Genomic DNA, 24,527 nt, shown 5'->3' on the forward strand with positions numbered 1-24,527 from the left:
CCGGAGCCGGAGAGCCTTCGCCGGAGGCGTCTTCCGCAAGACCGTTATCCAGCGGGTCCGTCAGGTTCGGCAGGTCTGCCGCCGTCCTCCCGCGCGAGCCAGCCCGGCCAGATCCGGGCGGCGACCGGGCGCGGTAGCCGTCCGCCCAGGTGCATGGACCGCCAGACCCCCCGGTAACCGGGCAGCAGCCCGCTGGCCACCACGACGTGGCCGGCGAGGACCGGGGTGAGCAGGAAGGTGGCCCAGCGGTGCAGGTCGGCCAGCAGCAGGAGAGAGGGCAGGTACAGCATGCCCAGCCCGGTCAGGGCCATGACGGCGAAGGTGGTCAGCATGACCAGGTTGGCCAGGCGCTGGCCGGGATCGTAGTGGCCCTCGTGAGGGCGGAAGCGGCCGGTGAGCGCGGCCCTGGGCCAGGCGGCCAGCCAGCGGCCGTCGCCAGGCTCGCGTTCCAGTGACTCCCGGACGAAGTCGCGGGCGGCGCGAACGCGCCCTACGGCGTAGCCGAGCGTCGCGAGCACGAACAGCAGGCCGGTCCATTCGTGGATGTCGCCGTCGGGCAGGCCCAGCAGCTGACCCTGGTAATCGTCGAGGACGAACCACCAGCCGGTCGACAGCAGCACCAGCATGACCAGGTAGACGAAGGCATGGAACCAGCGTGCGGCCCTGCCGTAGCGCTGAACGTAGTCCATGCCCCTTATACCGGGACGAGCGGTCCGGGGTTCTGCCGGAAGAGGCGTGAAAGTTCCGTCAGAGGTACGGAGGGGGTCACGAAGACCGCCTGAACGCCCCGCGCCACGACCGCCATCCTGCCGGATGCCCGAGAGGCGGCTCGTATCCTTGATCGGGTCGCCGGTGGGGCGGCCGTGAAGGGAACGGGATGGGTCGTTACTCACGTGTAGTGGTCAAACTGAGCGGCGAGGCGCTTGCGGGGAATGCCGGTTGGGGGACCGATCCGGCGAGTCTTTCCCAGCTGGCGGACGAGATCCTCTCCGTCCGCGAGCTGGGTGTCGAGGTCGCGGTGGTCATCGGAGGCGGCAACTACTTCCGCGGCAGGATGGCCGAGGGCTGGGGGATAGGCCGGGCCGAAGCCGACAACATCGGCATGCTCGGCACGGTGATGAACGCGTTGATGCTGCGTGGAGTGCTCACCGCGCGTTCGCAGACGGATGTCCGGGTGATGACCGCCGTGCCGATGCAGAGCGTGGCGGAGCCCTTCATCCGGCTTCGCGCCGATCGGCACCTCCGTCGCGGGCTGATCGTCCTGCTGGCCGGCGGCATCGGCCAGCCGTACGTCACGACGGACTATCCGGCCGTCCAACGGGCTCTGGAGCTGGAAGCGGACGCGCTGCTGGTCGCCAAGCGCGGTGTCGACGGCGTGTACGACAGCGACCCGAACGTGAACTCGGACGCCAAGCGGTACACCTACCTCACCTACCGAGAGGCCCTGGCGGGCGGGGTGCGGGTCATGGACGAGAGCGCCTTCGTGCTCGCCAACGAGCAGGGGCTCCTCATGCACGTGTTCGACGTGGCGGCGAAGGGCGTCATGAGGGCGATCTGCCAGGGGGAGGACATCGGGACGAAAATCTCCCGCGACCCGGTGAAAACTCCCGGTGCATGACGATTGAGCGTGACCTGAGGAGCGGATGACGAAAATCGAACCCGCGCCGTCAGATCGGCCGGGCGGCGAGGTCGGGCGGCGAGGTCGGGCGGTGAGATCGGGCGGTAAGGTCGGGCGGTGAGATCGGGCGGTAAGGTCGGGCAGCTAAGGCGGGGGATCAGCCACCTGCCGACGGAGCCGTACGTCCCGGGGCGGCTACCGCCACGGCCGCCTTCGCGTCCAGCTCCCAGCCCTTCGCGTACGCCGCGGCGAACTCCTCCCCGCCCAGCGCGGCCTGACCCAGGCGGGTGAGATGACGGACCCGCAGATCGGTGTGGTCATGTGCGCCGCGCAGCCGGGCGGCCGCTCCGAGCAGCATGGCCGACTCGTGCCACCGCCCGCGCGCCGCGGCGAGCGCGGCCGCGTTCACCGTCACCGGTGACAGGACGGGCAGTTCCCCGGTCGCCAGCGCGGCCGCGTACGCCCCCCGCAGCGCCTCGTCGGCGCCGGGCAGGTCGCCCAGCGCCAGGCAGAGCTCGGCCCGTGCGCTGCCGACCAGCGTCCGGGCGTGGTCCGCGGGGAACACGGTGCCGCCGAGCAGACCCCGCTCCGCGTCGTCGAGCAGGTCGCCCGCCCGGTCCAGGTCGCCGAGCCGCACCCGGAAGCCGGCCTCCCGCGTGTCGATCAGGACCAGCATCTCCGCCGAGCACGCGTGCAGCGCACGCTCCCGGGCGGCGTCGATCATGGCCAGCGCCCGGCCGGTGTCGCCGCGCCGCATGTGCACGTCGATCCAGCGCAGGTCGCTGTACAGCTGGTCGCCGAGGTTCAGCGGGCCGAACTCACCGGCCAGCGTCCGGGCCTCCCCCAGGTCGGCCAGCGCGCCGTCGAGGTCCTCGTACCGCCGCAGCTGGGCGCGCATCGGCAGGAGGGCGGCCTGGCCCCAGCGGTCGCCGGCCTGGCGGAAGCGGGCCAGGGCCGCCTCCACGTGGACACGCATCCGGTCGAGCGCGCCCGCGTTCTCGGCGATCTCGGCCTGGAACATGTGGGCCAGCCCGGCCAGCCACACGTCGTCGCCGCTGGCCAGGCGCTGGAAGCTCGTGAGCGCGGCCTCCGGCTCCAGCAGGAAGAGCAGGACCGGGCCGAACACGCGGTGGTGGCCGGGCAACTCCGGATGCGCGAGCAGCCGGCCGGCCAGCTCACGCATCTCCGCCCGGTCGTCCGCGGCCTGCCCGGCGGTGATCCCCGACAGGATGTCCGCCCGGTTGAGCAGATAGACGGCTCGGGCGCAGTCGCGTTCGGGCGTCGGCCCGCCGCCGGGCACCGCCAGGGCCTCGCCCAGCCAGTAGGCGCCGTCGGGCTGGCGGCCCGACATCTGCCAGTACCAGGTCAGGGTCAGGGCGAGCTCGATCGCGCCGCGGGACTCGTGGGTGGCGCACAGGTGGCGCAGGGTGGCGAGCGTGTTGTCGTACTCGGCGCCGATGGCCTTCATGGCCGTCAACTGGCCGGGTCCACGCAGCCGCGGGTCCTCTCGGGCCATCCGCCCGGTGAAATGGGCGGCGGCCAGGTCGCGGGTCGCGCCCAGGTCGCCGGCGCCGGTCAGGCGGCCGGCGCCGTACTCGCGGATGGTCTCGAGCATGCGGTACCGGCCGGTGCCGGGCACGAGCTGCAGGAGTGACCGGTCGACGAGAGCGGCGAGCAGTTCGGGGACCTCGGCGGCGGGCACGGTGGTGCCCGCGCAGACGGCGACGGCCGAGGCGGGGGTGACACCGCCGGGCAGGATCGAGATCCGTTCCGCGACGGTGCGTTCGTCCTCGGCGAGCAGCTCCCAGCTCCAGGCGATGACCGCGCGCAGGGTGCGGTGCCGGGGTGGTGCGGTGCGGCTGCCGGTGGCGAGCAGCCGGAACCGGTCGGAGAGCCCGTCGGCCAGCTCGGGCAGTGACAGCGTACGCAACCGGGCGGCCGCGAGCTCAAGGGCCAACGGCAGACCGTCCAGCCCCCGCACCACGCGCACGACGTCGGGCAGCGTGGTCCCGTCGACGTCGAAACCGGGTCGCACGGCGGCGGCACGCTCGGTGAACAGGCGCACCGAGGCGGCCTCACGGACCTGTTCGACGCCGTCGTCCGGGCCGGGCAGCGCGAGCGGGGCCAGCGGTACGAGCGCCTCGCCGTCGACCGCGAGGGGTTCGCGGCTGGTGGCGAGCACGCGCAGGCCGGGACACCGGGGCAGCAGCGCCGCGACCAGGTGGGCCACGGCGTCGATCAGGTGCTCGCAGTTGTCGATCAGCAGCAGGCTTTCCCGGCCGCCCAGCTCGCCGACGAGGACGTCCAGCTCGTCACCGTCGACCCGCCTGCGGGCGTCGAGCATCGCGCCTCCTCGCAGCCCGATCCCGGTGAGCACGGCCGTGGCGATCTTCGCCGGTTCGGTCACGGACGCGAGGTCGACGAGCCAGGCGCCGTCGCGGTATTCGTGGCGGTGGCGGCGGGCGGCCTCCAGCGCGAGCCGGGTCTTCCCGGCGCCGCCGGGCCCGAGGACGGTGACCAGACGCCCGGTGGTGAGCCAGGTGGCGATGCGGGTGAGGTCGTCGTCGCGGCCGATGAAGCTGGTCAGCGGCGCGGGAAGGGTGGTCGGCCGGTCGGGGTCGGTGGCCGTCTGCCGCCCGGTCACGAACTCGGCGCCGCTGCCCTCGACGTTCGCGCCCATCGGGCTCCTGGCCGGGGCGTCCGATGCCGGCATGGGCTCGCCGGGGCGCAGCATGCGCAGATGGCGTTCCCGCAGGGCGGTGCCCGGGTCGGTGCCGAGGGCATCGGCCAGGGCCTCGCGGACTCGCTCGTAGACGGCCAGCGCCTCGGCCTGACGCCCCTGCGCGGCGAGCGCGTCCATCAGCAGCGCGGCCGCCCGCTCGTGGACCGTCTGCTCGGCCAGCAACGCGGTCAGCCGGGCGGCGGCCACCTCGGCCCGCCCCAGCGACAGCTCGGCGTCGGCGAGGTCGGCGACCGCCTCGATCGACTCCTGTGCCAACCGTGTCGCGACCGTGGGAGCGACCGCGGCGATGGCCGCGGGTTCGGCGCCAGGATGGTCGCCCCACAACGCCACGGCCTCGGCGAGCGCGGTGCCCGCGGCCTCCGGGTCACCCGCCCGCAGCCTCTCCCGGCCGGCGGCGGTGAGCTGCTCGAAGCGCAGCGCGTCCACGTCGGCCGCGTCCACCGTCAGCCGGTAGCCGCCCGTCACCTGCACGATCACGCCAGGGGCCGCGCCGGTCGGGGTGAGGGCGCGGCGCAACCGGGACACGAGGGTGTGCAGGGCGTGGGCGGGGCCGGACGGCGGGTCGTCGGCCCAGATCGCGTCGACCAGCACGCCCGGCTCGACCGCGCGCCCGCCGGCGAGCGCCAGCCGGACGAGCAGGCCCCGCAACCGCGCGCCCGGAACGGGCAGGACGGCGTCACCGCGAGACACCTGGAACGCGCCGAGCAGAGTGAAGCGAAGCCGAGCACCCCCGTCCATCCCCCCATCTTCGCGCGCCCGCCCGCGAGACCCGAAATCAGCGCGGCCGTGTCAGCGCCGTGTGTGCCCCGTGTGAGCCACCCGCCTCAGTCTTCGCATGCGGCATTCCCACCACGATCGACGGAGACAACAGATGACTGAGACCAACGACACCAGCGGCTGGGTACGGAGCTGGGGCGCGTCCCCCCAGGCGGCCCACGACGGGCTCGGCTCGCTCGACGGCCACCCGCCCCTCGCCGACGTGACCCTGCGCCAGGTGGTGCGGGTCAGCGGCGGCGGGCGCCGGGTGCGCGTCCGCTTCACCAACGAGTTCGGGACCGCACCCTTCGTCATCGGCGCGGCGCGGGTGGCCCTCGCGGCTCCGGACGGCGGGGTGCGGCCGGGCAGCGAGCGCGCGCTGACCTTCTCCGGCGCGCCGGCCGTCACCGTCCCGGCGGGTGCGCCGATCCTCAGCGACCCGGCCGACCTGCCCCTGCCCGCCCTGGCCAAGCTGTCCATCAGCCTCTACCTGCCCGGGCGCGTGGAGACCTGCACCTGCCACGATCCCGCCCTGGAGACCGGCTGGACGATCCCGGGCGACGCCGTCGCCGCCCTCACGCTGCCGGCGAGCGCCGAGGTCCTGCCGGTGCGGGCCCTGATCTCCGCCGTCGAGCTGCTCCCCGACGCCCCGGCCAGGGCCATCGTCGTGGTGGGTGACTCTCGCACCGACGGCGTCGGCTCCACCCTGGACGCCAACCACAGCTGGCCTGAGCTGCTGGCCGAGCGTCTCGCCGAGCAAGGCGTGGCCGCCGGCTACGTCTCCAACCAGGGCATCAGCGGCAACCGGCTGCTCAACGACGGCATCGGCGTCGCCGCCCTGGCCCGCTTCGACCGGGACGTGCTGGCGACGCCCGGCCTCGGCTACGTGGTGCTCTCCGTGGGGGCCAACGACATCGGCGTCTCCTTCGCCCCACGCGACGACGGCCCTCTGGCCGATTTCCTGAAGATGTTCCCCGGCGAACCGGTGGCGGCCGACGACGTCATCGCGGGCTACCGCCAGCTGGTCGCCCGGGCGCGCGAACGCGGCGTGCGGGTCTGTGCCACCACGATCGCGCCCTACGAGGGCGCGGAGATCTACACCCCCGAGGGGGAGAGCGCACGCCAGGCGGTCAATGAATGGATCCGTACCAGCGGCGCCTTCGACACCGTTCTGGACTTCGACGCCGTCTGGCGTGACCCGGACCGCCCCGGCCGGATCAGGGCGGACTTCCACGTGGGCGACCATCTGCACGGCAACGATGCGGGCTACCAGGCCCTGGCCGACTCCATAGACCTGTCGCTGTTCAGCTGAGATCAGCCCCGGCCGCGGCCGCCGGCCCACACCGCCGGTCCGTCCTCTCGGCGATACCCTGGCGAAATGCGACCCCCGGCTTGTCGGGACCGAGCTCATCAGCGGGGGCGTCCGCGTCAGGCATCGCTCGGGGCCGGTCCGACGGGATCGGGTGTCAGGTCCGACGGGATCGGGTGTGCCGCGGCGAGAGATTTATCCGGGGCCGTGTCGATCGGCGGGCCGCTCGTTCGACATGTGGGTGCGAGGGCCGAGAGGCGGCCCCGCCGGATGAGGAGGACACGATGTCGAGGTACATGTTGATCATGCGGGGCACCGACGAGACGAACGCGGCCATGATGGCGTCGATCGACGAGTCGATGGCCGCGACCGGCCGGTTCATCGAGGACATGATGAAGGCCGGTGTCCTCCTCGCGGCCGAAGGGCTGGACGATCCGGGCCGTGGCGTCGTGGTCGACTTCGGCGGCGAGGCGCCGGTGGTCACCGACGGGCCGTACGGCGAGACCAGGGAACTGTTCGGGGGTTACTTCCTGCTCGACGTCGCCACGAAGCAGGAGGCGGTCGAGTGGGCCACGCGGGTCCCGGCGGTCCGCGGGTCCAAGATCGAGGTCCGGCGGGTGGCCGAGGCCGACGAGGTCCCGCCGGGCAGCGAGGGCAACGGCCAGATCTGATGGGTACGGCGGACGTCGAGGCGGTCTGGCGGGTCGAGTCGGCCCGGATCGTCGCCGCGCTGACCCGGTTCACCGGAGACTTCGGGCTGGCCGAGGACGCGGCCCAGGAGGCGGTGGCCGAGGCGCTGGTGTCGTGGCCGCGTGCCTCTCCGGCCAATCCGGCCGGCTGGCTGATGGCCACGGCCCGGCGGCGGGCGATCGACGCGATCCGCCGCCGGGCCGCCCTCCAGGACCGATACGCCCTGCTAGCAGCCGACCCCGCCGCCGACCGCACCATTGACCCAGAGATCGACCCCGACAGGATCGACGACGACGTCCTGGCGCTGATGTTCGTCAGCTGCCACCCGGTGCTCTCCCGGGAGGCCCGGGTGGCGCTGACCCTGCGCGTGGTCGGCGGCCTGTCCAGCGAGGAGATCGCCCGCGCGTTCCTGGTACCCGTGCCGACCGTGCAGGCCCGCATCACCCGGGGCAAGAAGACGATCGCGGCGGCCGGGGTGCCGTTCGAGCTGCCGCCGGCCGCCGAGCGCCGGGAACGGCTGGGCGGCGTGCTCAGCGTCCTCTACGTGATCTTCACCGAGGGGTCGACGGCCACGTCGGGCGACCGGCTGCTGCGCCCCGAGCTCGCCTACGAGGCGATCCGGCTGGCCCGCACGCTGGCCGCGCTACAGCCCGACGAGCCGGAAGTGCACGGCCTGCTCGCGTTGTGCGAGCTGACGGCCGCGCGCTTCCCCGCCCGGACCGGCCCGGACGGCACGCCGATCCTCCTGGAGGACCAGAACCGGCGCCTGTGGGACCTCCCGGCGATCCGCCGGGGCCTGACCGCGCTGGCCATGGCCTCGGCGCATCCGCGTCACACGTCGGCCGGGGAATCGACCCGCGGCCTCGGCCCCTACGGCCTGCAGGCCGCGATCGCCGCCGTCCACGCGTCGGCGCCCTCGGTCGAGGCGACCGACTGGGACCGGATCGTGCTGCTCTACGAGACGCTCGGCCGGGTCGCCCCCTCGCCGGTGGTCGACCTCAACCGGGCCGTCGCCGTGGCCATGGCCTCGGGCCCGGCGCAGGCCCTGGCCATAGTGGACGACCTGATCGCCTCCAACCGGCTCCCCGGTTCACACCTGGTCCCGACCGTACGCGGTGAACTGCTGGCCCGCCTCGACCGGCGACCAGAGGCACGCGCCGAACTGGAACTGGCCGCCCGCCTGTGCCCCAACCAGCCCGAACGCTCCGTGCTCCTACGCAAGGCGGCCGCGCTGGCCTGACGTCCCGGCGCTGCCGTCCCGAATTCGAGCACGCCCCTATGCTGCCGACGGCGAGGGAGCACGCAAGCGCCTGAGCCGAAGACCCCAAGAAGCCCGCCCGAGCCGGAGGCGAGGACCATGTGCTCCGCCACCGGATCAGTCACGCTGGCCGACCCTGGTGATGAGTTGTCGCGCTCGTACCCGTCACACCTATGACGGACACGACGAGGCGGAAGGATGACGTGATGATGGCGGACACGCGGCTGGAGGAGCTGGGCCTGAGCGGGCTGGGCGAGGTCGACGAGCTGGCGTTCTCGGGGCTGGCGGAGCGGCACCGGCGGGAACTGCACGTGCACTGCTACCGGATGCTCGGATCGTTCGAGGACGCCGAGGACACCGTGCAGGAGACGTTCCTCCGTGCCTGGCGGCGGCGGGAGACCTTCGAGGGACGGTCGACGTTCCGGGCCTGGCTGTACCGGATCGCCACCAATGCCTGCCTGGACCTGCTCGCCAAGTACCGCCCGGAGCCTGCGACCGGCGGCGAGGTGCTGTGGCTGCAGCCCTACCCGGACCGGCTGCTCGACGAGCTGCCCGCGGGCGATGCGGATGAGCCGGAGACCGTCGCCGTCGCGCGGGAGACGATCGAGCTGGCGTACCTGGTCGCGGTGCAGCACCTCGCGCCGCGCCCGCGGGCCGTACTGATCCTGCGGGACGTGCTGGGCTGGCCGGCGAAGGACGTCGCGGAGCTCCTCGGGGACTCCGTCAACTCCGTGAACAGCGCGCTGCAGCGGGCTCACGCCGGTATGCGGGAGCACCTGCCCGCCGAGCGGCAGGACTGGACCGGCGGCGAGGAGGACGCCGGGACGCGCGAGCTGGTGCGCCGCTATACCGACGCCAGCGTGGCCACGGACGTCGACGGGCTCGCCGCATTGCTGCGGGACGACGTCCGCAGCTCGATGCCACCGACGCCGGGCTTGTACGTCGGCCGCGACATGGTGGTGAACGACTGGGTCGAGAATGGCTTCGAGGGCATGAAGCACCTGCGCGCCGTCCTCACCTCCGTGAACCGGCAACCCGCCGTCGCCTTCTACCTCTGGCGGAAGCCGGAGGGCGCGTACCTGCCGCTGACGATCGACGTCCTGCGCGTCACCGGCGGAGCGATCACCGAGATCGTCACGTTCCACAACGATCAGTTCCCGCGGCTCGGGCTGCCGGAGCGCCTGCCGGCGGACGGCACGGAGTAGTCCCTTCATGGCCACGCTCGCAGCGATGGTGGTCACCACCCTCGCCGCTGCGCTCACCCAGGCGGTTGGCGTCGACTTCGAAGACAGCACAATGCCGGTGCCGGGCGGTTGATCAACGGCTAATGGCCCCTGGAGAACAAATGGCTCAGGCAAGATCAAAGCTCGTTCTGACCAGGTACGACAGCTCGAGCAACATGTAATTAAGGCCTCCGCAGAGGCATAGAGGCATCCTGCAGGGCACAGGAACGATCTCTAGATTATTAGGGAGCCGGACAGTCTGTTGCAGGTACTAAGGCCGCACCTTGCGGCTTACAGGCGGTGGCACAAGTCATCCGGCAACGGACGATCGCCACATGTCGACGTGATCGTGATCCCAGCTCCGGGTGGGTGGAGATCCGTACCTGAACAGAGAATCTGGGGTAATCTCATCTCGCCGTTGTACTGGTTACGTCCGATCTGAACGGGTTCGTCGCATGGTGGAGCACGTCGATGACCGCCGGGGAGGTGACTCCCAGGCTGCCGAGTCGACAGTCTACTTCTTTATGAGCCATGCGCACGTCAAATATCATCGCCTAATAGATGACGATCCCGGTCGGTACGTCATGAACTTTTTTCGTGATCTCTGCTCACATATCATGCAAATGACGGACTGCCCGGCCGCATTGTTACCAGGCTATGTGGATCTGGGAATGCGTAGCGGAATCGAATGGGACCCAGAGATCAAGCATGCGTTGGGATCATGTCGCGTTTTCGTGCCGCTGTACGCTCCTCGTTATTTTCGCAGCGAATACTGTGGAATGGAGTGGGATGCGTTTTACCGTCGGGAGTCCAGGCACCGTGCGGAGTCCATCGGGAACTCGACACAGCGAGCCATTGTGCCGGTCCTGTGGACGGCGTTAGATCTTGATGGAGCCCCCGAAGTCGCCAAGAGGATTCAGTTCGCGAGCTTCGACATGGATACGAATTATCGACGGCACGGTATTTATGGGCTGGTATCCACCAATAAATGGGACGACTATGATTCCGTTACTTATCAAATTGCCCGGGAAATTGTGTTGACGGCCGAACTGACCCGCCTTCGGCCGTGCGACCCGTCGATATTCCTCGACATGCGAAACGTATTTCTCGAGGATGCTCAGGGTGTGGGCCGCAATGAAGGACCTGGTGAGGTGGCACAGTGAGCCTTGGCCATTCCTCCGAGCCTGTGGAATCGGGGCCGTACTTCTTCCTCAGCTATGCGCACACTCCGAGGAATGGACCGGATGACGACGTTGATCCAGATCGCTGGGTAACCAAGCTGTTCAGCGACCTCTCCTGGCACGTCATGCAGCTCACCGATTCTCCGATGGGGGCGGGATCCAGACCGGGATTCATGGCTACAGATTTGCGGGGCGGCGATCCCTGGCATCTCGGAATAGGGACTGCGCTCGCCACTTGCCGGGTGTTTGTCCCTGTCCTCTCCCGACGCTATTTCAGCAGCGAGGAGTGCGGCCAGGAATGGGCGGCATTCCTGCGCCGCGAGTCACCATATGGTGAGCCGATTCAGGCGATCGTCCCTGCGCTCTGGGTGCCTGTTGCTCACTCCGAGTTGCCTCAACAGGCCAGAGGGGTCACGATGCCGGGTCAGGACCTCGGCGCATACGCAGAATACGGTTTTTACGGACTGATGAAGCTTCGTAAATTCCGCGAAAACTATGAGCGAGCAGTGTTGCAATTGGCCAGGCGGATCGTCGAAATAGGCGAGCGGGTGGCACCGTCCATAGGATTACCTTTGGACTACTCCTCGTTGCCAAGCGCTTTCGCCTCCTCGATCGACAAGCCGGTGATCCAGGTGACCGTCCTGGCGCCACGAATCGGCGAGCTTCCCCCTTCACTCGACCCGTACTACTACGGGCGCAGCCCGATCGAGTGGACCCCATTCCGCGATCGTAAGACCAATCGTCCAATAGCAGACGTGCTGGCAGAGGTGGTCACCTCCCTCGGTTACGAGGCAGAGGTACGGAACTTCCTGGACCGCAGCAACCGCATGTTAGCCGTCGGTCAGCCAGAGGATCCTGAGATAGTGCTCGTTGATCCATGGGTCCTTATGCTTCCCGATCACCATGAGGCGCTGGACGAACTGACTCGACTCCAGCAGCCGTGGAAGCCGATCCTGGTCCTGCTAAACAATCCTGATCATCAGCTTGCCGACGATCACGCCGAGTTGTTAGGCGAGTTCACTAGCCGGCCGAATGTATGGACGATCGTGAGTACTGAGGAGCTCCGGCGCTTGGTACCAGAAGCGATCGGCCGAATCGCCGGCCATGTTGGGGCTCGAATGCCGTTCGTCGACCCTAAAACAAGATGGTCGCTGTAAGCGACGTCGAAGACATGGTGCAGCTTGTCCTCGACGATCTAGTGACTGCAGGTCCAGGCCGTTAAGTCGGCGAGGCGGGAGAGAAAAGCTGGTGATCTCATAGATGATCACCAGCCACCATTTGCGCCTGGTAGAGGCCGCGCGGCGTCAAGGTGGGCGCCTCACGTCCGAACGATCATGACCTTGTGTCCCTGGTCGGAGCCCGAGCCCCCGCCGGAGGTGAAAGGTTCAGGCGAAACGGTCGGACGCGGACCGCAAGATAACGAATGAGGGTGCTCGCATGTTTGCTCTTGGTTGGCCTGAGTTGCTGTTTCTGGTCGTGATCGTGGTAGTTGTCGCCGTAGTGGTGCTCACGATGCGGGGCAGGCGTCGCTAGTGGCCGGTGGAATGCCGCAGGTGTGGCGTCCGGGCGGCCACAATCAGAAGTCACGGATCAATGATCGATCTTGCATTGTTCCGGACGGTTCAATGTAGGTCGGCGAATATGCGTGATCCATCCCGAGCGGCTCTGGATCCCCTGAACCGCAATGCGAACTACAACCTGTCATGAGCGGCTGCGGTGACCTCTCGTCACGATGGCCAATGGCGCGGCGATGAAGTGGATCGGTTCGCTCGGGCCCACACGTACGACAGGGGGTGTAGTCGCGGGGACATCAGTGAGACGACGCGGAACAGCCGGACGCTCGAAATGCTGTCTCCATGCGAATACGGTATCCATCGCTGATCTTGGCCGTCGCCGTAGCCTTGCCACCAGGGACAACGCGAGCGCAGGCGTCGGATGATCCCCCAAGGGCCACCGTGCATACCACCGCGGGCATCCTGAGAGGTGTCGTCACACGGCACCGACGTGCCCTACCTCCTGGACGGCCCAGGCACGCCGCCCACCACCCCTGCGGATCAGGAGCTGTCACGCGACATGATCGCCTACTGGACGCGCTTCGCCGCGACCGGCGACCCCAACGGTCCAGGGCTGCCGCGTTGGCCGGCCTATCGCTCCGGTGGTGGCGCCACGCTCTCGCTCGCTTCCGGGCCGGGCGGCATCCGGCCGGTGGACCTCGCCACCGAGCACGACTGCGCCTTCTGGAACGGCAACTGAACCGGCACCACGACACGCCCGGCTGACGGTTCGGTCGGCCGGGCGTGGCCCACCGAATCCGGCAATCAACTCAGAGGGAGTTCCAGTGGACAGGGGACAAGGCGCCCAGGCATCCCACGGCAGATCGAGGCCGCCTGACGCACACCGGACGGCCGAAGCGACGAAGCCGTCTGACGCGCGCGGGACGGCCGAAGCGCGGCGGTTCCGCGGGCGGCCCGGCTCTCTGCTGTCCCCGCTGTGGCGCAAGGCCCTGCGCACCCTGCACGTGATCAGTTCGGTGGGGCTGCTGGGCGCCGACTCCGCCATCCTCGCTCTCGTCATCGCCGGATGGCGGGGAGCCGGCCCCGTGATCATCTATCCGGCGGCGCACCGGCTGGGCCTGGCGCTCATCATCCCCCTGGCGCTGCTCTCACTCACCACCGGCCTCGCGCTGGGCCTGCTCACTCCGTGGCGGGTGCTGCGCCACTGGTGGGTGCTACTCAAGTTCCTGCTCACCGCCGCCGGCACCCTCCTGGCCCTGTTCGTCCTTGTGCCCACCCTCGACGACGCTGCCACCACGGCCCTCGCCGGTCGAGCCCTCGCCGACCCGTTCGCGCTGGTCAAGGACTCCGGGGGTGCGTGCGGCGTGCTGATCCTGACCGTCGTGCTCAGCTCCTACAAACCGTTCGGCCTACTGCCCTGGGTGCCCATCCGAGAGACAGGACATCTGACGTAAGCCCGGACGAAGGTGTGCCGGAACCGCGGGGAGCCGATCACCCAAGTAGACCGGTGGACAATCTAGAAGAGCTGCGCGACCGGGCTTGCGCTTTTCAAGTCTTGATGGGGGCACATCGGGGTCATCATTGGCGCATCTACCATTGCCGATGTCCCGGCGAACAAGACCCCTCAGGCAGGTGACATGACCGACCGGCGAATCGACACGACACGGCCGTCCCCCGCGCGCATGTACGACTACATGCTCGGTGGAAAGAACCACTTCGCAGTGGACGTGGAAGCCGCCCAGCGCGTACTGGAGGTGGCGCCGGAATCACGGCTGCTGACAGTGGTCAACCGGCAATTCTTGGAGCGCGCCACCCGGTACGCGGCCGGTCTCGGCATCCGCCAGTTCCTGGACATCGGGTCGGGCCTGCCCACACAACAGAACGTCCATCAGGTCGCTCAGGCCGAATTACCTAATGCGCGCACGGTGTACGTCGACAACGACCCCAGCGTGCTCGCGCTCGCCGAGGCTCTGATCGTCAACGATCCGGACACCGGCTACGTCGAGGGGGACCTGATGACCCCCTTGGAGATCGTTGACCACCCTACGACTCAACGCCTGATCGACTTCTCCCAGCCGGTCGCGGTGGTTCTGTTGGCCGTCCTGCACTTCGTCCCTCCTGGCAACGACCCGTATGGCATCGTCAGGGACCTGATGGAGCAGGTACCGTCCGGCTCCCTGCTGGTGTTGTCACACGCGACCACTGACCGGATCAACCCCGAAGTATGGAAGCGGATCCAGGAGAACAACAAGAACCTGGCGGTCCCACTGAACTTCCGGCCCGGCGACGACATCGCGAAGTTCTTCGACGGGCTGGACCTCGTAGCCCCCGGCTTCACCTTCATCGAGCAATGGGCGCCTGGGGAAACCCTCCCGCTCGACACCACGCACCCGCTGAAACTCCGCTGCGGCGTCGCTATGAAGCCCTAGATCGGTGGCCCGGTCATAGGTGCTCCGCCAGGATGCGGTCAAGGTGATAGTCCAGGGTGCGTCGCACGTCCGCCCGGGTGCGGCGCCGGTGGAGCAGGTCGAGCCCGAGCCCGGTCACGCCGCCGACGAGCAGGTCCGCCTCCCGGGCCGCGTCGATCGAGGGCCGGGCGCCGGCCGCCGTGATCAGGGCGGCGACCAAGTCCTCCAGCGGGCCGCCCTCGTGCAGAAAGACCGCCGCGAGCGCAGGATCCGTAAGGCTCCGCGCGTAGTACGCGGACATCACCAGCAGGCTCGTGCGTCGCTGGTCGTCGAGCGGAAGCAGTTCCTCGAGGGTGGCACGCAGCAGCACTCGCGGGTCGGACGCGTCACGCAGCGCCGCGATCCGCTCCCGGGCCCCGCGTTCGTTCTCCCGGTGCAACATCTGCAAGGCGGTGACCAGCAGGTGGTGCTTGTTGGTGAAGTGGTACTGCACCACCCGCGGGGACACGTCCGCCTCGGCGGCGATCTCCCGGATGGTGGCCATCTGGAGGCCGCGCCCGGCGGCGATCCGCCAGACCGCCTCGGCGATCTGGCGCTGGCGACCGGCCGGCTCCGGCACGGCGGGCGCCGGGATCGGCGGGTTTCTGCGGGACCGGTACGCCCGGGCCTGGCAGGCGCGGGAGCAGTAGACCGGGCGGCGGCCGCGCGTGGACGGCCGCACAGGGTCACGGCAGACTCGGCACTTCATTTCGTCACGCACATACGCAGCCTACTGGCATCAATAGCGTGATGTATTGGCCATTAAGACCTTGTTCTGAGGGGTCTCGGGTGGTGTCGTTGATACGTTCGTATCTCGACGGGAGTGAATCATGAACGAAGCCTGGTATCGGCTGGCGATGCTTCTCACGCTCATCGCGGGCGTCTGGGAGGGCCCGATCGCGATCATTTTCCGGGTGTTCACGGACAAGGCCCCGAACGCGCTGGTGGCGGCCAACTACCTGCCCGCCCCGTGGTGCTACGTCGTCGCCGTCGCGGCGGCGGCTGTCGCGTTCGCGGTGATCGCGGTCCTGGACACCCGGCACAAGAGGGCGTTGTCCGCCGCCGGCTGATCCGACGACGGCTCCGCGTTCGGGCTCACCGAGCCGGAGGATCTCGTCCGGGCCGCCGCACCGAGCGCGAGCAGCAGCAACCCTGCCGAGGCCCATGCCGCCCAGTCACCCAGGGCGGTGTAGAGGGTGGCCGAGCCCGTCCGGGGCAGGGTGGCCGTGACCGTGGCCATACCCGTCATGTCGCTGCGGCGCTCGGTCAAGATCCGGCCGCGGTCGTCGCTGACCGTCAGCAGTCCCTCGCGCGCGGCACGGGCCACCGCCAGGCCGTTCTCCACGCCACGCACCACCGCCATGCGGCTGTGCAGCCACCCGTCCTCGTCGAAGTCCCAGGCCGGCGCGAGCAGGGCGGCGGTGCCGGCCTTGCCGTACTCCCGGACCAGGCCGGGGAAGTCCAGGTCCTTGCAGATGATGAGGCCGAGCCGATTGCCGTCGAGGAAGGCCAGGCCGGTGCCGGGCCGGAACCCGCGCTCCACTCCGGGGATCATGTGGTGCTTGTCGTAGCGCACGCCGGAGGGATAACTCACCGCGCTGTTGGTCTCCATGGCGATCCCCGCGACCACCTCCGCGCCCGGGCGGGCGAACGGCAGATCGGCGGTCTCGAACACCTTCTCGGGCAGCACCACGATCTCCGCACCGCGGTCCACCGCGGTGTCCACGGCCTCGCCGTACCGGCGGACGAGATCCCCGGAGCCGTCCGTCGCGACCAGTGCGACCTTCCGTCCTCCGGTGTCCGCGGGCATCGCGAGCCGCACGAAACCGTGGGCGAGCGTGAGCGTGACCAGCACACCCGAGACCACCGCCGCACGTGGCCGCAGGACCGCGATGGAGGCGGGCACGAACAGCAGGAGGAAGGTGATGCCCCAGACCCCGGTGACCGAGGCGGTCTGCAGCACGGGCAGGAAGTCGGCCTGCGTGTACGCCAGGCTCCACCAGGCCCCGTGCGGGCCGGCGAGGTTCATGATGTACTCGGTGGTGACCCAGACGGCCGGTACGGCCGCCGCCGCCAGCAGCCCCCGGCCGCGCTCTAGCAGGACGCGGAAGAGCAGCACGCCCGAGCCGTAGCAGAGCGCGGGACCGGCGATGAGGGCGGCGGCCAGCGCGGGTGGCATCTCCAGGGGTCCGGTGAAGTACGGCCACATCTGCGCCTGGCCGGCGAGCCAGACGAGCGTCCCGGCGGCGAAGGCCGTGCCCCTGCCCGCCTGGCGAGCCAGGAACAGGACGGGTAGCGGCGCGAGCCAGGTGAGCCACCAGACGGGGTGGAGACCGGTGCCGAAGTGCGTCAGGACGGCGGAGGAGAGGACGAGGAGGAAGCGTTTCATGCCGCTGATCGTGCTGTCCCGCACCCCGCGGGCGCGTCACTCGCGGGTGGGATCTCCGGTGTCACTCCCGCCGGGGACCACCAGCCCCGACTCGTAGGCGAGCACCACGGCCTGGACCCGGTCACGCAGGCCCAGCTTGGTGAGCATGCGGCTGACGTGCGTCTTGACCGTGTGCTCCGTGACCACGAGCGCGGCGGCGATCTCCGCGTTCGACAGGCCGTGCGCGACCAGCGTCAGCGTCTCGCGCTCGCGTTCGGTCAGCGCGCCCAGCCTGGCGGTCAGCCGGGGGGCGACGCCGTGGGCGGGTCTGCGCACCAGGTCCTCGAGCAGCCTCCGGGTCGCCGCCGGGGCCAGCAGGGCCTCACCCGAGGCGATGGTACGCACGGCATGGGCCAGCTCGTCGCGCCTGATGTCCTTCAGCAGGAAGCCGCTCGCTCCCGCCCGGACCGCGTCGTAGACGTACTCGTCGAGATCGAACATGGTCAGCACGAGTACCTTGGCGGCGGTGGTGGCGCAGATCTCCCTGGTCGCCTCGATGCCGTTCATGCCCGGCATGCGCACGTCCATCAGGACCACGTCCGGCTGGAGCCGCCTGGCCGCGGCGATCGCCTCCTCGCCGTCGGCGGCCTCACCGACCACCTCCATGTCCGGCTGCGCCCCCAGGATCAGCCCGAATCCCGCGCGGAAGAGATCTTGGTCGTCGGCGATGAGCACCCGTAACATGCGGGCTATTCAAGCGGAAATTCAGCTCTCACCACGAATCCCCCGTCCCGTCTCGTCTCGGCCGTGAGCGTCCCGCCGCATGCCGCCGCCCGTTCCCGCATCCCCGCCAGCCCGTACCCGCCGCCCTCGTTCCGCCCTCGCCCGTCGTCGGCGATCTCCACCGTCAGGCGCTCCCCCCAGGTGAGAGCGAGGCGTACGGCACGCGTACCGGCGTGCTTGCGCACGTTGGTGAGCGCCTCCTGGACGATGCGGTAGACGGCTGCCTCGACGCTTCCGGCGACCGGGCGCGGAGTGCCGGTGGTCGTGCTCACCACGTCGAGACCGCTGCGTTCGAGCAGCGCGGGGAGGTTGGCCAGACGCGGCTGGAACAGTGATTCGCCCTGGCGCCCGGCGGCGTGGCCGCACACCGGTCCGCCACCTTCGCCCGGGGTCCGCAGCGCGGTGAGCACCTCCCGCAGCTCGGTCAGCGCACCCCTTCCCGTGTCGGCGATCGCGTCGAAAGCTGCTTCGGCCCTGCCCGGGTCGCTGCGTACCACCACCGGCCCGGCTTCGGCCTGGACCACCATCAGCCCAACGGAATGGGTGATGATGTCGTGCATGTCGCGCGCGATCCGCGTGCGTTCCCCGGCCGCCGCCGCGATGTGCTCCTGCTCCTGCCGTCGCGCCCGCTCGGTCAGCTCGGCGGCTCGCGAGCGGCTCGCCCTGACGCTGGTGCCCAGCGCGTAGGCGGCCACGAAGGCGGTCCCCAGCAGCCGGTAGGTCTCGGCGTTCTCTCCCGGCAGCACCAGCGAGACTCCCACGGCCGCCACGATCGCCGGAATCGCCGCCAGTCTCTTCCACGTGGGACTCAGGTCGGCGATCGTGTAGACGGCCAGCAGCGGCCCGAAGGGCAGCAACGGCTTCTCCCATGTGACCAGCACCGACATGGCCGCCCCGACCACCATCGCCACCGCCATCGGCGCCCGCCTGCGCCACGCCACCGGCACCGACGCCAGCAGTCCCAGCCCGATGATCCACCAGGGATTGGGATCGGGCAGAAGAAGCGGTGTCACCGTACCCAGGACCACGCCCACCGCAAGCGCCCCGTCGACGGCTCCGCCGGTCCGGCCCGCTGCGAACATGAGCCCATTATCCGCGGCTCTCCGCCCGCTGCCGTCACTCCCAAGAGTGATCATTCGACGGTGAAACCACGGTGAAGCCGTGGTGAAGCCGGCAAGGCGGACGCTCATCTCGGACGCCGGGAGGTACCCGGCGGAGAGAGGACACGCATCATGGCGGACCTCAGTGCCGTCCGGGCCGACAGTCTGGTCAAGAGCTTCGGGGACTTCCGGGCCGTTGACGGGATCGACCTTCACGTACGGCAAGGCGAGATCTTCGGGGTCCTCGGCCCCAACGGAGCGGGGAAGACCACCATGCTCCGGATGCTCGCCACCCTGCTCCCCATCGACGACGGCCATGCGGAGATCTTCGGCGTGGACGTCCGGCGGGAACCGCACCGCATCCGGCAGCTGGTGGGCGTCACCGGCCAGGACGTCTCAGTGGACGAGGACCTGACCGGCCGGGAGAACCTGCGGCTGTTCGCCCGCCTGCAGGGCCTGACGAGCACCCGGGCCAAGAGCATCGCCGGTGACCTGCTCGAACGCTTCGACCTTCAGGAGGCGGCCGACCGTCCCTTGTCCCAGTTCAGTGGCGGCATGCGCCGCCGCCTCGACCTGGCGTCGAGCCTGATCACCCGCCCACCCCTGATCTTCTTGGACGAGCCCACGACCGGCCTCGACCCGAGAAGCCGCGGCCAGATGTGGACCACCATCCGAGAGCTGGTCACCGACGGTTCCACGATCCTCCTGACCACCCAATACCTCGACGAGGCCGATCAACTGGCCGACCGCATAGCCGTGATCGACCGAGGCCGGAAGGTCGCCGAGGACACCCCCGACGCCCTGAAGACCCAGGTCGGTGACTCGACCCTGCAGCTCAGGCTCGCGGACGGCTCCGACACCGCCCTGGCCGTGGACGTCGTACGCCGGCTGCTGGGCGAGGACCCGGTCCTGACCCCGGAATCAGGGCGCATGAACGTGCCCCTCTCCGACCCCGACCGGGCCGCGGACGTCCTGATCGGCCTGCGGGAAGCAGGCCTCGGCATCTCCTCGGTGAGCGTCGCCAAGCCGACGCTGGATGAGGTCTTCCTGACGCTGACCGGCCACGGCGCCGACGAACCCCAGATGGAGGCGGCCCGATGACCGCGAGCACCCTGACCCCGGCCACCCGCACCCCCCAGCGCATCGACCCGTCCGCCGTGGTCGCCCGCACCACGTCCCGCAGCTCGTTGCAGGCGACCTGGGTCCAGATCCTGGCGATGGCATGGCGAGCCCTGAAGAAGATGCGCCGCAAGCCCGAGCAGTTCTTCGACGTCCTCATCCAGCCTTTGCTGTTCACGGCGATGTTCGCGTTCATCTTCGGCGGTGCCATCTCCGGCAGTGTGTCGAACTACCTCCCGATACTGATTCCCGGCATCCTCGCCCAGACGGCCCTGACCGTCTGCATGGCGACAGGCGTGCAGCTGCGCGAAGACATGGACAAGGGGGTCTTCGATCGCTTCAAGTCCCTGCCGATCGCGAGGATCGCTCCCCTGGCAGGACCGATGATCGCCGACCTGCTCCGTTACGGCATCGCGTCGGTGCTGACGCTCCTCACCGGCCTGCTCATCGGGTACCGCCCCGGCGGTGGCGTGGTCGGATGCGTCGCCGGCGTCGCGCTCACCGTGATCGCGGGCTGGTCGCTGGCGTGGATCTTCACCTGGCTGGGCACGATGGCGCGTTCGGCGCAGAGTGTCCAGGGGATCTCAATGATGATCATGTTCCCGCTCACCTTCCTGTCCAACGCCTTCGTCCCCGCCCAGACGCTGCCCGGCTGGCTGGAGGCGTTCGTGAAGGTCAACCCGGTGTCGCACGTCGTCTCCGCGGTGCGCGACCTGTTCAACGACGGGGCCGTGACGGCCGAGGTCGGCTGGGCGGTCATCGGCTGTGCGGCCGTCGTCGCGATCTTCGCCCCCCTGGCGGTCCGCTCGTACTCCGGCAAGATGTAGATGCTGTCAGACCATCCGCTCCAGCACGGCGCGCGCCTCGGCCAGCAGGTCGGGGCCGCGCCGTTCGCCGTATCCGGCCGTGATCCGGGAGATGGCGCCGGGGGCGATCCGTTCGGCGTGCGCGGACAGCACCGACCACTGCATCGTCGGGGTGAACCGGTTGTAGGCGAACCGGTCGGCGAGTACGAGCAGCCGCACCGCCTCCTCGACCGGCAGCGCCTCCTTCAGCAGGCTCCAGATACCCAGCCCGGCGAGCACCATCCCCATGACCGGGTAGTCCCTGAAACCGTGGTCCGGGTCGAAGATGACCATGATCTCGGTCCGCATCGCCTCCAGGAGGTCCGCGCCGTCGTCGCCCTCGCCGTACTGCGCGAACGCCGAGAGGGCGATGACCTCGCCCAGGATGGCCCTCGGTGGGAAATCGTCCGTCACGCCCGGGACGCGCAGGTTCCTGAGCGCCTTGGCGGTCTCGCGGTGCCGCCGCAGTCCCTCGGCGATGTCGCCGTCGGCGATGGCCAGCTCCGCTCTGCCGGCGGTGACCGAGAGGACCCCGTCGTAGGTGCCCTGGCGGGTGAACGCCTCCAGGTCGTCGAGCATCCGTGCGGCCTCGTCGCGGCGGCCCTCGGCGAGCGCCGTCATGGCGAGGACGGCGCGGATCTGGACGACGTCGTCCATCGCCCCGAGGCGTTCGAGCGCCGGGAGGGCCTCGGTGGCATGCATGGAGGCCGACGCGGAGTCACCGAGTTGCGCGTACAGGCCGACCAGCTGGGTGTGCAGCACCGCCCGGTGCCACAGACCACCGTCATCGCCAACGAGTTCGAGGGCGGCTCTGGCCGCTTCGATCGCGCCGGCCGGGTCGCCGACGTTCTCCCGGCGGTGGCTCAGCCAGTGCAGCGCGATCCGGCGGAGCAACGGGTCCGGATCGGTGGCCAGCTCGTCCAGGCCGCACTCGGGATCCGACGTCGTGGTGAGCAGCGCGATCACCAGCGCCCGGACGGCCGGGTTCGCCGAGTCGGCGCCCAGCACGGTCAGCAGCCGCGCCAGTGTCCGGGTCTCTTCGCCGGCGACGATGGTGGCGCTGAACAGCGCGATGCTCAGGGCCAGCCGGGTCCGGTCCAGAAGCCGTGGCGGAGGCGCCCAGCCGCTCAGCGCGGCGGCGACGGCCGGGGTGAGGGTGATGCTCCGCGTGTGCTCCCCGCAGATCATCCAGTAACCGCCCAGAGCGGAGAACAGCCCCACGGCCGCTTCCGGGTCAGGGTCGGCGAGAGCCTCACGCAGGATGTCGGCGAGGTTCGTCTCCTCGGAACGCAGCCGGTCCATCGCGTCGACCTGCTCCCGCGAGTACAGCCGGCCGCCGTGCCGGACGGCGTGACCGACGGCCCACGCGCGTACGGCGGTCCGCGCGTCGGCGGTCTCGCCGGCCGAGTCCAGCCGCACCCGGCCGAATTCGCGCACCGTCTCGAGCATGCGGTACCGGACGCCGGCGGCTGTTTCCACGACCGTGAGCAGGGATTGCTCCACGAGGTCCGCGATATCACCGAGGGAGTCACCGCCGAGCACCTCCTCCGCCGCGTCGAGGGTGAAGCCGTCCGGGAAGGCCGACAGGCGGCGGAGGGCCCGGCGTTCCCGCTCGCCCAGAAGGTTCCAGGACCAGTCGATCACCGCAAGCAGCGTCTGGTGCCGGAAAGGGGCGCTACGGTCGCCGCCGCGCAGCAGCGAGAACCTGTCCTCCAGCCGTCGGGCGATCTCGGCCGGTGACATCACCCTGACCTTGGCGGCGGCCAGCTCGATCGCGAGCGGCAGGCCGTCCAGGCGGGCCACGACGGCGCGCACGTCACCCTCGTCGAGGTGCACACCTGGCCGGGCCCCGGTCGCGCGGTCGCGGAACAGCTCGGCGGCGTCACCGGTTCCCAGCTGGGGCAGCGCATAGACGCGTTCGGCGGCGATCGCCAGCGGCGAGCGGGTCGTGGTGAGGACGCACAGCTCCCGTGTGGTCGCGGTCAGATAGGCGACCAGGTCGGCGACCGCGTCCACCAGATGCTCGCAGTTGTCGAGTACCAGCAGCGTAGGGGCCATATCGAGCTGCTGGGCGATTCGGGCCCTGACGTCGGCGCTCTGCTGCGGGGTGAGCGTCCGCCGTCCGGTCACCGAGTCGCGGACCCCGAGCGCCGACCCGAGCTCGCCGACCAGGTTCTCGGGCGCGGTCACGCCGACCAGCTCGACGAAGTGCACCACAGGCTGCGAGGCCTCACGGGCGACGGCATGGGCGAGCCGGGTCTTGCCGAGCCCGCCCGGGCCGAGGATCGAGACGAGCCGGGAGGTGGCGAGCAGTGCCCGCACCCGCCGGAGATCGTCGTCGCGGCCGAGCAGCGGGGTCGTGTCGAACCGCACGCCGGCACGCACCGGGCTGTCGAGCGCCAGCAGCTCACGATGGACCCGCCGCAGCTCCGGGCCGACGTCGGCGCCGACCCGGTTGCGAAGGTCCGACCGGTAGCGCTCGAATCGGTCCAGCGCGGCGCCCGTTCCGCGTACGGCCGCCTCGCTGTGCAGGAGGTCGGCGAGCAGCCCTTCGTCCCCGGCGTGGACGCGTGCGGCCTCCTCGAGCTCGGGCAGGGCGAGGCCATGGTCGCCGCTCTGGCTCCGGGCCCGGGCCAGCACGACCCGCACATGCGCCAGGTCGCGTTCCGCGCGCCGGCGCACCTCGGCCAGCGGGCCGCCACCCTCGGGCGGCAGAGCCCTGATGCCCAGCGCGAGCGCCTCCTGCGCCGCCGCGCCCGCCGCGGCCGGATTCTCGACGAGCAGCGCCCCCGCGCGGCCCGTCAGACCGTGCAGCCGACCGGCGTCGACCCGGTCGGGCGGAACCTCCAGACGGTAGCCGCCCCCTTCCGTCACCAGCGACGCGGGCCCCACGATCGACCTGGTCCGGGACACCAGGACCTGCAGCGCCTTCGCCGGATTGGCCGGTTCGCTGTCTCCCCACACGTCGGCGACGAGCTGGTCCGCGTTCACGGTGCGGGAGGCGAGGGCGAGGGCCGCGAGCAGCGCCTGAGCCCTCTCGCCGACCACCGGTTGTGCCCGCCACCGCACACTGTCGAGCAGGCGGAGGTCGATCGGCATGGCTCAAGTCTAGGTTCGCCGAGCCGTCCATCCGTTCCGGCCTCACCCGCAAGGCGCGAGCTGTCAGGTGGTGGCGGAGCCGGTCTGCCGGCCGTACGCGCTGACGATGGTGTCCAGGAGACCGGGGAAGCGGTCCTCGAGATCTTCGAAGCGAAGTGCGGTCCAGCGGCGGTTGCCGTCCTCGCGCTGGCGGATGACGCCGGCCTCTCGGAGCACCCGGAAGTGGTGAGTGAGGGTGGAGGGCGCGACGTCGACCGGGAAGGTGCCGCAGGCTCGTTCGGGATCAGCGCGCAGGGTCCGCACGATGGTCATGCGGGTGGGGTCGGCGAGGGCATGCAGCACGTCCAGCACGTCGAACTCGTCGGCGTCCGGGTGGACCAGCGTCGCGCGGCGGCCGTGCGATCGGGGCATCTCGCACCTCTCTTTCGACAAACATCGTACATGGGTGGTAAGACGTTCGTAGTACTACGAACG

The 24,527-nt window shown here is 70.0% G+C and carries 21 protein-coding genes; 13 read left to right on the plus strand and 8 right to left on the minus strand.

Translation table 11 applies throughout. The annotated features are described in order from the left end of the window. Window positions 1–44: 44 nt before the first annotated feature. On the minus strand, window positions 45–689 hold the full coding sequence (locus NYZ98_RS25485; protein ID WP_262845721.1) for a cytochrome b/b6 domain-containing protein: 645 nt from the start codon (window positions 687–689) through the stop codon (window positions 45–47). Between the two features lie 209 nt (window positions 690–898). On the opposite strand from NYZ98_RS25485, the gene pyrH reads away from it, so the two are divergent. Next, on the plus strand, window positions 899–1,618 hold the full coding sequence (gene pyrH / locus NYZ98_RS25490; RefSeq protein ID WP_262845723.1) for a UMP kinase: 720 nt from the start codon (window positions 899–901) through the stop codon (window positions 1,616–1,618). Window positions 1,619–1,775: 157 nt separating this feature from the next. Here pyrH and NYZ98_RS25495 read toward each other — a convergent pair whose 3' ends face one another. Next, the gene (locus NYZ98_RS25495) at window positions 1,776–5,099 is read right to left on the minus strand and encodes an AfsR/SARP family transcriptional regulator (RefSeq protein WP_262845725.1); all 3,324 of its coding nucleotides are present in this window, start codon (window positions 5,097–5,099) and stop codon (window positions 1,776–1,778) included. Between the two features lie 133 nt (window positions 5,100–5,232). Here NYZ98_RS25495 and NYZ98_RS25500 point away from each other — a divergent pair, with 133 nt between their 5' ends. From NYZ98_RS25500 to NYZ98_RS25540, 9 genes are all read left to right on the plus strand, one after another. Then, a complete protein-coding gene (locus NYZ98_RS25500; RefSeq protein WP_262845727.1) occupies window positions 5,233–6,429 on the plus strand; it encodes an SGNH/GDSL hydrolase family protein in 1,197 nt (398 codons plus the stop codon). Between the two features lie 281 nt (window positions 6,430–6,710). Then, the gene (locus tag NYZ98_RS25505; protein ID WP_262845729.1) at window positions 6,711–7,097 is read left to right on the plus strand and encodes a YciI family protein; all 387 of its coding nucleotides are present in this window, start codon (window positions 6,711–6,713) and stop codon (window positions 7,095–7,097) included. Further along, window positions 7,097–8,356, plus strand: a complete 1,260-nt coding sequence (locus NYZ98_RS25510) for an RNA polymerase sigma factor (RefSeq protein WP_262845731.1) — start codon at window positions 7,097–7,099, stop codon at window positions 8,354–8,356. The genes NYZ98_RS25505 and NYZ98_RS25510 overlap by 1 nt, the downstream gene beginning before the upstream one ends. 224 nt (window positions 8,357–8,580) lie before the next feature. Then, a complete protein-coding gene (locus NYZ98_RS25515; RefSeq protein ID WP_262845732.1) occupies window positions 8,581–9,579 on the plus strand; it encodes an RNA polymerase subunit sigma-70 in 999 nt (332 codons plus the stop codon). Between the two features lie 473 nt (window positions 9,580–10,052). Then, window positions 10,053–10,760 carry a TIR-like protein FxsC gene (locus tag NYZ98_RS25520; RefSeq protein ID WP_262845733.1) on the plus strand — a complete coding sequence of 236 codons (708 nt, stop codon included), beginning with the start codon at window positions 10,053–10,055 and terminating at the stop codon, window positions 10,758–10,760. Further along, window positions 10,757–11,935, plus strand: coding sequence for a TIR-like protein FxsC (locus NYZ98_RS25525; protein ID WP_262845734.1), 1,179 nt, complete (start codon window positions 10,757–10,759; stop codon window positions 11,933–11,935). The genes NYZ98_RS25520 and NYZ98_RS25525 overlap by 4 nt, the downstream gene beginning before the upstream one ends. An 826-nt stretch (window positions 11,936–12,761) precedes the next feature. Further along, window positions 12,762–13,031 carry a carboxylesterase family protein gene (locus tag NYZ98_RS25530; RefSeq protein WP_262845736.1) on the plus strand — a complete coding sequence of 90 codons (270 nt, stop codon included), beginning with the start codon at window positions 12,762–12,764 and terminating at the stop codon, window positions 13,029–13,031. 85 nt (window positions 13,032–13,116) lie between these two features. Beyond that, window positions 13,117–13,746 carry a hypothetical protein gene (locus tag NYZ98_RS25535; protein WP_262845738.1) on the plus strand — a complete coding sequence of 210 codons (630 nt, stop codon included), beginning with the start codon at window positions 13,117–13,119 and terminating at the stop codon, window positions 13,744–13,746. A gap of 183 nt (window positions 13,747–13,929) precedes the next feature. Beyond that, window positions 13,930–14,721, plus strand: coding sequence for an SAM-dependent methyltransferase (locus tag NYZ98_RS25540; RefSeq protein ID WP_262845740.1), 792 nt, complete (start codon window positions 13,930–13,932; stop codon window positions 14,719–14,721). Window positions 14,722–14,734: 13 nt separating this feature from the next. On the opposite strand, the gene NYZ98_RS25545 is transcribed toward NYZ98_RS25540, so the two are convergent. Then, window positions 14,735–15,421, minus strand: coding sequence for a TetR/AcrR family transcriptional regulator (locus NYZ98_RS25545; protein ID WP_262845741.1), 687 nt, complete (start codon window positions 15,419–15,421; stop codon window positions 14,735–14,737). Window positions 15,422–15,569: 148 nt separating this feature from the next. Here NYZ98_RS25545 and NYZ98_RS25550 point away from each other — a divergent pair, with 148 nt between their 5' ends. Next, complete coding sequence (locus NYZ98_RS25550) at window positions 15,570–15,809, plus strand: hypothetical protein (protein WP_262845743.1); 240 nt, start codon at window positions 15,570–15,572, stop codon at window positions 15,807–15,809. Here NYZ98_RS25550 and NYZ98_RS25555 read toward each other — a convergent pair. From NYZ98_RS25555 to NYZ98_RS25565, 3 genes are read right to left on the minus strand one after another with little or no spacing between them, the layout of a single operon-like run. After that, window positions 15,716–17,128 carry a hypothetical protein gene (locus NYZ98_RS25555; RefSeq protein WP_262845745.1) on the minus strand — a complete coding sequence of 471 codons (1,413 nt, stop codon included), beginning with the start codon at window positions 17,126–17,128 and terminating at the stop codon, window positions 15,716–15,718. The two genes, NYZ98_RS25550 and NYZ98_RS25555, sit on opposite strands and share 94 nt — an antisense overlap. A 36-nt stretch (window positions 17,129–17,164) precedes the next feature. Continuing rightward, window positions 17,165–17,851: a response regulator gene (locus NYZ98_RS25560; RefSeq protein ID WP_262845747.1), complete on the minus strand. Its 687-nt coding sequence runs from the start codon at window positions 17,849–17,851 to the stop codon at window positions 17,165–17,167. A gap of 5 nt (window positions 17,852–17,856) precedes the next feature. Next, complete coding sequence (locus NYZ98_RS25565; RefSeq protein WP_262845749.1) at window positions 17,857–18,972, minus strand: sensor histidine kinase; 1,116 nt, start codon at window positions 18,970–18,972, stop codon at window positions 17,857–17,859. 150 nt (window positions 18,973–19,122) lie between these two features. Between NYZ98_RS25565 and NYZ98_RS25570 the strand changes: the two genes are divergently transcribed. Continuing rightward, window positions 19,123–20,091 carry an ATP-binding cassette domain-containing protein gene (locus tag NYZ98_RS25570; protein WP_262845751.1) on the plus strand — a complete coding sequence of 323 codons (969 nt, stop codon included), beginning with the start codon at window positions 19,123–19,125 and terminating at the stop codon, window positions 20,089–20,091. Beyond that, the gene (locus tag NYZ98_RS25575) at window positions 20,088–20,936 is read left to right on the plus strand and encodes an ABC transporter permease (RefSeq protein ID WP_262845752.1); all 849 of its coding nucleotides are present in this window, start codon (window positions 20,088–20,090) and stop codon (window positions 20,934–20,936) included. The genes NYZ98_RS25570 and NYZ98_RS25575 overlap by 4 nt, the downstream gene beginning before the upstream one ends. Before the next feature lie 6 nt (window positions 20,937–20,942). On the opposite strand, the gene NYZ98_RS25580 is transcribed toward NYZ98_RS25575, so the two are convergent. Further along, complete coding sequence (locus NYZ98_RS25580; RefSeq protein ID WP_262845754.1) at window positions 20,943–24,053, minus strand: ATP-binding protein; 3,111 nt, start codon at window positions 24,051–24,053, stop codon at window positions 20,943–20,945. A 63-nt stretch (window positions 24,054–24,116) separates the two neighbouring features. After that, a complete protein-coding gene (locus tag NYZ98_RS25585) occupies window positions 24,117–24,464 on the minus strand; it encodes an ArsR/SmtB family transcription factor (RefSeq protein WP_262845756.1) in 348 nt (115 codons plus the stop codon). Between the last annotated feature and the right edge of the window lie 63 nt (window positions 24,465–24,527).

Origin of the sequence: Sphaerisporangium corydalis, assembly GCF_025506355.1 — a bacterium.
GTDB classification, from domain to species: Bacteria; Actinomycetota; Actinomycetes; order Streptosporangiales; family Streptosporangiaceae; genus Sphaerisporangium; species Sphaerisporangium corydalis.